The following is an 8240-nucleotide window of genomic DNA, read 5'->3' on the forward strand; positions in this document are numbered from 1 at the left end:
CCGCCCCTGTCCCTCACGGTCGCGGAGGCCGAGGATGGCGGCGCCCTCCTCGGCCTCCGCGACCGTGAGGGACAGGGGCGGGGCGATGCGCAGGGCGCTGGTGTTGTGGCCGCCGCCCTTGCCGATGAGCAGTCCGCCCCGGCGGGCCTCCTCCAGTACGGCGGAGGCGGCCTGCGGATCGGCCCGGTCGGTGCCCGGTTTCGCCAGCTCGACACCGATCATCAGTCCGCGTCCGCGGACCTCCCGTACCGCGGGCACCCGGGCGGCGGCGGCCCGCAGGCGTTCGATGAGCAGGCCGCCGACCCGCCGGGCGTTGCCCTGGAGGTCGTGTTCGAGGAGGTAGGTGAGGTTGGCCAGGCCGGCGGCCATGGTGACCTGGGTGCCGCCGAACGTCGAGATGCTGTTGGCGTCGAGGCAGTTCATGATCTCGGCGCGGGCGATGACGCCGCCGATGGACATGCCGTTGCCGATCCCCTTGGCGAAGGTGACGATGTCGGGCGGCCCGCTGCGGGCGTGCGCCTGCCAGCCCCAGAAGTGGTCGCCGGTGCGGCCCCAGCCGGTCTGCACCTCGTCGGAGATCCACAGGACGCCGTGGGCGCGCAGCACTTCGCGGAACGCCGCGTACAGTCCGTCGGGCGGTGAGGTGAAGCCGCCGACGCCCTGGACCGGTTCGGCGATCAGCGCCGCGGGCGGGCGGGTGTGGCCGAGCAGGTCCTCGAGGTCGTCGACGCAGGCCGTGATGAACTCCTCGTCGCCGAGCGACGCGTACGGGCCCCGGGTGCGTACGCCGCCGTGCACGTACAGGGTCTGCAGCGGGGACAGCGAGGTCGGGGACCAGCCGCGGTTGCCGGTGATGCCGACGGCGCCGAAGGAGCGGCCGTGGTAGCTGTTGCGCATCGCCAGGACCGTGTTGGCGCGCCGGTAGGTGGTGGCGAGCAGCAGGGCGGTGTCGTTGGCCTCGGTGCCGGACGTGGTGAAGAAGACCCGGGCGTCCGGGATGCCGCTCAACTGGGCCACTCGTTCGGCGAGTTCGACCATCTGCCGGTCGAGGTAGAGGGTGGAGGAGTGGATGATCCGCCCGGCCTGCTCGGCGACCGCCTTGGTCACCTCGGGCAGGGCGTGGGCGGTCATGGTGGTGAGGATGCCGCCGAAGAAGTCGAGGTACCGGTTGCCGTCGGAGTCCCAGACGTGGCGGCCCTCGCCGTGGGTGATCTCCAGGGGCTCCTCGTAGTAGAGGGCGAGCCAGTCGGGCAGCACGCAGCGGTGGCGGGCCAGGAGGTCGTCGGTCACGGCCGCACCAGCCCTTCGTAGGCGTCGGGGCGGCGGTCGCGGTAGAACGCCCACTGCCGCCGCACCTCCTCGATGAGACCGAGGTCGAGGTCCCGGACCACGAGTTCCTCCTTGCTGTCGTCGGCGACGTCGCCGACGAACTGCCCGCGGGGGTCGACGAAGTACGAGGTGCCGTAGAAGTCGTTGTCCCCGTACTCCTCCTGGCCCACGCGGTTGATCGCGGCGACGAAGTACTCGTTCGCGACGGCCGCGGCCGGCTGTTCCAGTCGCCACAGGTGGGACGAGAGGCCGCGGTGCGTGGCGGACGGGTTGTAGACCAGCTGGGCACCGTTGAGTCCGAGCTGGCGCCATCCCTCCGGGAAGTGGCGGTCGTAGCAGATGTAGACGCCGACCTTGCCGACGGCGGTGTCGAAGACGGGCCAGCCGAGGTTGCCGGGCCTGAAGTAGAACTTCTCCCAGAAGCCCTTGACCTGCGGGATGTGGTGCTTGCGGTACTTGCCGAGGACGGTGCCGTCGGCGTCGATCACGGCCGCGGTGTTGTAGTGGAACCCCGGCTGCTCGACCTCGAACACCGGTACGACGATCACCATGCCGGTCTCCCGGGCCAGTTCCCGCATCCGGGTGACGGTGGGCCCGTCGGGCACGGGTTCGGCCCAGCGGTAGTGCTCGGCGTCCTGGACCTGACAGAAGTAGGGGGAGTTGAAGACCTCCTGGAACCCGATGATCCCCGCGCCCCGCCGGGCCGCCTCGCGGGCGTGCTCCTCGTGTTTCGCCAGCATGGACTCGGTGTCGCCGGTCCAGGTGGCCTGGACCAGGGCGGCACGTACGACGTTGGCCATGAGCTGCTCCTTCGACGCGACGTCAGCGCCTCTACGCCCGTAGAACTCGGGGAAACGGTCGTAGGGGGACGAACGTAAGCCTCTCGGACGGGCTTGCCAAGACCATCGTCGTGAAGCCGCGGAGTCGATCGTGTTTCGCACTCCGGTGGGCGAGTTCCGGCGGCGGCCGGGCGGGGCCCGCCCGGCGGGACCGGCCGGGCGCCGGCGCGGGCGGTTCGCGCGTCGTCCCCGACGGCGGGACCCCGCGCACCGACGACGGTTCCCGGGCCGCCCGCACCGGTGCGCCGCGGCCGCCCGCCGCCGCGGCCCGGGCGTCCTCGCCCCTCGCCGGACGTGCCCCGTTCGGCGGCGCGGTTCCGGGGTGCCGCCCCGGGGCGATCGTGCGAGGGTGTTCTCGATCGTGCCGCGGGCGGCCCCCGTACCGCGGGGACACGCACGTGTGTAACCGGGAGACGGCCGGGCACCCGCGTCCGGACCGTACGTCGAGCAGTGAGCGCGCCCCGGGGTCCCTTCGGGTTCCCGGTTCCGCCCGGCCCGGGAGGATTCCGCGGGGCGCCGGAACGGATGTCCATGAGCAGCGGGTTCACGGGTCCGGAGGGCTACGGCTCGGACCCCTTCGGAGAGTTCTTCGCACGTTTCTTCGGCGGGCCGCGGCCCCGGCAGGTCGACATCGGCAGGCTGCTGAGCCAGCCGGCCAGGGAGCTGGTGCGCGGCGCCGCGCAGTACGCCGCCGAGCACGGCAGCCGGGACCTGGACACCCAGCACCTGCTGCGCGCCGCGCTGGCCACCGAGCCGACCCGCGGTCTGCTCAGCCGGGCGGGCGCGGACCCCGACTCGCTGGCCTCGGAGATCGACGAACGCTCCGGGCCCGTCCAGTACGGGCCGGACGACGCCCCGCCGCCGACGGCGCTCTCCCTCACCCCCGCCGTGAAGCGGGCCCTGCTGGACGCGCACGAGATGGCCCGGTCCACCGGGGCCGGGTACATCGGCCCGGAGCACGTGCTCAGCGCCCTGGCCGCCAACCCCGACTCGGCCGCCGGGCACATCCTGGACGCGGCCCGGTTCGCCGCCGCCGGAATGCCGTCCGACGTGCCGGACCCGGAGCGGTCCCGCACCGAGCGGCCCCGTCCCGCGACGGGCACGCCGACGCTGGACAAGTACGGCCGCGACCTCACCGAGCTGGCCCGCGAGGGCCGCATCGACCCGGTGATCGGGCGGGAGGAGGAGATCGAGCAGACCGTCGAGGTGCTCTCCCGGCGCGGCAAGAACAACCCGGTGCTGATCGGCGACGCGGGCGTCGGCAAGACCGCCGTGGTGGAGGGGCTGGCGCAGCAGATCGTCGACGGGGACGTACCCGACGTGCTGCTGGCCCGGCGGGTGGTCGCGCTGGACCTGACGGCCGTGGTCGCCGGGACCCGCTACCGGGGCGACTTCGAGGAGCGGATGACCACCATCGTCGACGAGATCCGCGCCCACTCGGACCGGCTGATCGTCTTCATCGACGAGCTGCACACCGTCGTGGGCGCCGGGGGCGGCGGCGAGGGCGGTTCGATGGACGCCGGCAACATCCTCAAGCCGGCGCTGGCCCGCGGCGAACTGCACATCGTGGGCGCGACCACGCTGGAGGAGTACCGCCGGATCGAGAAGGACGCGGCGCTGGCCCGCCGCTTCCAGCCGATCATGGTGCCGGAGCCCACGCCGTCCGACGCGATCGAGATCCTGCGCGGTCTGCGGGACCGGTACGAGGCGCACCACCAGGTCCGCTACACCGACGAGGCCCTGGTGGCGGCCGTGGAGCTGTCCGACCGCTATCTCAGCGAGCGCCGCTTGCCGGACAAGGCGATCGACCTGATCGACCAGGCCGGCGCCCGGGTGCGGCTGAGGTCCCGGACCAAGGGCACGGACGTGCGCGCCCTGGAGCAGGAGCTGGAGCAGCTGGTCTGCGACAAGGACCAGGCCGTCGCCGACGAGAGGTACGAGCAGGCGAGCCGGTTGCGGGACCGCATCGGCGAGCTGAGGGAGCGCGTCGCCGAGGCCGGCGGCGGGGGCCGGGTCGACGAGGGCCAGGGTCTGGTGGTGGACGCCGAGGCGATCGCGGAGGTGGTGTCCCGGCAGACCGGGATCCCGGTCAGCCGTCTCACCGAGGAGGAGAAGGACCGGCTGCTGGGCCTCGAGGAGCACCTGCACCAGCGGGTCGTCGGCCAGGACGAGGCGGTACGGGTGGTCGCGGACGCGGTGCTGCGCTCCCGGGCCGGGCTCGCCAGTCCCGACCGGCCGATCGGCAGTTTCCTGTTCCTCGGGCCGACCGGCGTCGGCAAGACGGAGCTGGCGCGGGCGCTGGCCGAGGCCCTGTTCGGCAGCGAGGAGCGCATGGTCCGCCTCGACATGAGCGAGTACCAGGAGCGGCACACCGTCAGCCGGCTGGTCGGCGCCCCGCCCGGGTACGTCGGCCACGAGGAGGCGGGTCAGCTGACCGAGGTGGTGCGCCGGCATCCGTACTCGCTGCTCCTGCTCGACGAGGTGGAGAAGGCGCACCCGGACGTCTTCAACATCCTGCTCCAGGTCCTCGACGACGGCCGGCTGACCGACTCCCAGGGCCGGACGGTGGATTTCGGCAACACGGTGATCGTGATGACGAGCAACCTCGGCTCGGAGTTCATCACCCGGCGCGGCGGGGCCCTGGGCTTCGCCGCGGGCGGGGCGGACGCGGACGAGGAGGCGCGGCGGGAGCAGATCCTGCGGCCGCTGCGGGAGCACTTCCGGCCCGAGTTCCTCAACCGGATCGACGAGGTGGTGGTGTTCCGCCAGCTGACCGCCGAGGAGCTGCGGCGGATCACCGGTCTGCTCCTGGAGGGGACGCGGCGCGGACTGCGGGCGCAGGGCGTCGCGGTCGAGTTCACCGGGGCGGCCGTGGACTGGCTGGCGCGGCGCGGGTACGAGCCCGAGTACGGGGCGCGGCCGCTGCGCCGCACCATCCAGCGGGAGGTCGACAACCAGCTCTCCCGGCTGCTGCTGGACGGCAGTGTCCGCCGCGGTGACCGGGTGACGGTGGACGCGGTGGACGGGAAGCTGACGTTCCGGACCGGGGCCGGGGACGGCACCGGAGCGGAACCCGGCACCGGGACGGGCCCGACGGCCGGGACGGGGCCGACAGCCGGAACGGAGCCGACGGCCGGAACGGAGCCGACGGCCGGCACCGGAGCCGGTGGAGGTTCGACGACCGGCTCCGACAGGACCGGCGCCGACGTTCCCGGTACCGCCTCCGCCGCCGGTCACGAGGAGCCTCCGACGTCCGGGCGGTGAGCGTACGGGCGCCCGTGCCCCCCCCCAGGGCACGGGCGCCTTGCTGCCGAGGGCCGGTGGCCGGTGGCCTATCCCGCCGGGCGCACCACCATCGCCGAGCCGCCTCCCCTGCGGGTCCGCTCCGCCGCGGCGACCCACCGGCCGTCCGCCAGCCGCTGTACGGCGGTGGTGGCGCCGATCTCCGGGGTGGCCTGGAAGGAGTGCCCGATGGCCTCCAGCTTCCGCCGTGTCGCGCTGTCGTACAGGCCGGGTTCGAGGTCCGTGCGGGCCGTGTTGCGCTGGCTGGCGCGCGGCGCGGCGATCGCGTCGACCAGCGGCAGCCCGCGGTCGAGGAATCCGGTGAGGGTCTGCAGCACGGTGGTGATGATGGTCGAACCGCCGGGCGAACCGAGCGCCACGACCGGCCGGTCGTGCCGGTCGAGCACGATGGTCGGGGCCATCGAGGACCGGGGCCGCTTGCCGGGGCCCGGCAGGTTCGGGTCGTGCACGGCCGGGTTCGCCGGGGCGAAGGAGAAGTCGGTCAGCTCGTTGTTGAGCAGGAACCCGCGGTCCGGCACGGTGATGCCGCTGCCGCCGGTCTGCTCGATGGTGAGGGTGTAGGAGACCACGTTGCCCCACCGGTCGGCGGTGGTGAGGTGGGTGGTGCTCTCGCCCTCGTACGTCGTCGGGGCCGCGGTGCCGCCGGCCGCGCAGGCCGCGGGCCGGCGCGGGTCGCCGGGGGCGAGCGGGCTGGTGAGGACGGCGTCGTCCTGGATGAGGCAGGCGCGGGAGTCGGCGTACCGCTGGGAGAGCAGTTCCTTCGTCGGGACGTCCTCGAAGGCGGGGTCCCCGAGCCAGCGGCCCCGGTCGGCGAACGCGATGCGGCTGGCCTCGACGAGGCGGTGCAGGTAGCGGGTGTCGTCGGCGCGGGAGAGGTCGGTCCGCTCCAGGATGTTCAGGGCCTCGCCCACGGTGGTCCCGCCGGAGGAGGAGGGCGCCATGGAGTAGACGTCCAGGCCGCGGTACGACGTCCGGGTGGGTGCCTGGAGCTTGGTCCGGTACGCCGCGAGGTCCCGGGCGGACAACTCGCCGGGGCGGGCGTTCCAGCCGGAGCGGGGGTCCACGGGCGGCTCGTCGACCGTGTTCACGATGTCCCGGCCGATGGCGCCCCGGTACAGCGCGTCGACGCCCTTCCTGCCCAGCTCCGCGTAGGTGCGGGCGAGGTCGGGGTTCTTGAAGGTGCTGCCGACGACCGGGAGCTCGCCACCCGGCAGGAACAGCTCGGCGGTGTCGGGGAAGTGGCGGAAGCGGGTCTCGTTGGCGGCGGTCTGGTCGCGGAAGGTGCCGTCGACGGTGAATCCGTCGCGGGCGAGCTTCTCGGCGGGCTCCAGGAGCGTCCGCAGGGACCGGGTGCCCCACAGGTCGAGGGCCCGCTGCCAGGTCGCCGGAGTGCCCGGGGTGCCGACGGAGAGGCCGCTGCTGACGGCCTCGGCGAAGGGGACGGGGGCGCCGTTCTCCAGGAAGAGGCCGGAGTCGGCGGTCAGCGGGGCCGTCTCGCGCCCGTCGATCGTCCGCACGGTGCGGGACCGGGCGTCGTAGTGGACGAAGTAGCCGCCTCCGCCGATGCCGGCGGAGTAGGGCTCGGTGACGCCGAGCGCGGCGGCGGTGGCGACGGCCGCGTCGACGGCGTTGCCGCCCTTCCTGAGGACCTCGATGCCGGCGGCCGAGGCGTCGGCGTCGACGCTGGAGACCGCTCCGCCGTGGCCGACGGCCACCGGGGTCTTGGCCGGGGGCAGCCCGGGCAGGCCGGGCCCGCCGCCCTGCGTGGCGGCCGGTGACGGCGCTGCCGCTCCCGACGAGACCACGACGGCGGCGACCGCCACGACCGTGATGTTCCGTCCGACACGATGACGCATTCGCACCTCCGTCGAAGGGCCGCTCGCACGGCCTCCTCCATCGTCATGCTCACGTCGGGAAAACCCGCGGGGTGTGCTGCCGCGGCCTTCCGGACGCTCGTTCCTCGAACATCTCGAACACGGGTTTGCCGGGGCCCGCTAGCATGCGCGCCCATGAATGACGACGTACGCAACATCGTTCTGGGTCTGGTCGCCTCCGGCCTCTTCACCGCACTGGGCTGGATCGCCCGTACCTCCCTGTGGAAGCGCAGGCTCAGGCGCAAGCAGGCCTTCTTCGGCCTGCCGGACAACTCCGAGTCGCTCCTCGTCGTCAACCGTGATCCTGCCACGGCGGAACCGGCCGTGCACCGTTTCGACGTGTTCTCGCTGCTCGAGCTCTCGGCGCTGATCAAGGACTGCGGGGCGCACGTCCAGGTGGTCACGCAGGACACGGCCCACCAGGGTTTCGGCGAGCGCACGGAGTTCTGCGTGGGGGGACCCGCGTCGAACCGGCGGATGGTGGCCCACATGGCCGCGATGCTGCCCGGGGTGCGCGTCAACGTGGATCCGGAGCCGGGCCCGGACCGGGGCGCCTTCCGGATCGGCACCGAGCTCTACCGGATGGATCCGGGGGTCACCGAGTACGTCCTGCTCGCCCGGCTCACTGCCGGTGAACGGCGCGACACCCGGCCGGTGTTCCTGTTCTGCGGCCAGCGTGCGATCACCAACCAGGCCGCCACCCGCTATCTCGCCCGCAACCACGAGCAACTGGCCCGCAAGCACGGTTCCCATTCCTTCGTCCTGCTGCTGAAGGTCGTCAACTCGCAGGCGTACGGGCCCGATGTCGTCGAGGTGGTCGGGGACGTGACGCGCGAGGCGCAGACCCCTCTGCCGGTCCCTGCCGCCGAGTCCCCCGCCGCCGCGCCGGCGCCGG

At 73.3% G+C, this 8240-nt stretch carries 5 protein-coding genes; 2 read left to right on the plus strand and 3 right to left on the minus strand.

The genetic code is table 11. The features are described from left to right. Positions 1-1290 (minus strand): aspartate aminotransferase family protein (locus AOK18_RS10480; protein WP_107100344.1); only part of this gene is annotated, 1290 nt, incomplete at its 3' end. Beyond that, positions 1287-2129: a nitrilase-related carbon-nitrogen hydrolase gene (locus tag AOK18_RS10485; RefSeq protein WP_055573580.1), complete on the minus strand. Its 843-nt coding sequence runs from the start codon at positions 2127-2129 to the stop codon at positions 1287-1289. The genes AOK18_RS10480 and AOK18_RS10485, both read right to left, overlap by 4 nt. Positions 2130-2699: 570 nt before the next feature. On the opposite strand from AOK18_RS10485, the gene AOK18_RS10490 reads away from it, so the two are divergent. Then, positions 2700-5432, plus strand: coding sequence for an ATP-dependent Clp protease ATP-binding subunit (locus AOK18_RS10490; protein WP_079104945.1), 2733 nt, complete (start codon positions 2700-2702; stop codon positions 5430-5432). 68 nt (positions 5433-5500) lie between these two features. Here AOK18_RS10490 and ggt read toward each other — a convergent pair whose 3' ends face one another. Continuing rightward, positions 5501-7327 (minus strand): gamma-glutamyltransferase, encoded by a 1827-nt coding sequence (gene ggt, locus AOK18_RS10495; RefSeq protein WP_055694136.1) that lies wholly within the window; start codon positions 7325-7327, stop codon positions 5501-5503. A 153-nt stretch (positions 7328-7480) separates the two neighbouring features. Between ggt and AOK18_RS10500 the strand changes: the two genes are divergently transcribed. After that, the coding region (locus tag AOK18_RS10500) for a hypothetical protein (protein WP_055694137.1) at positions 7481-8240 on the plus strand (760 nt) is incomplete at its 3' end.

This window comes from Streptomyces prasinopilosus (assembly GCF_001419695.1).
GTDB classification, from domain to species: domain Bacteria; phylum Actinomycetota; class Actinomycetes; order Streptomycetales; family Streptomycetaceae; genus Streptomyces; species Streptomyces prasinopilosus.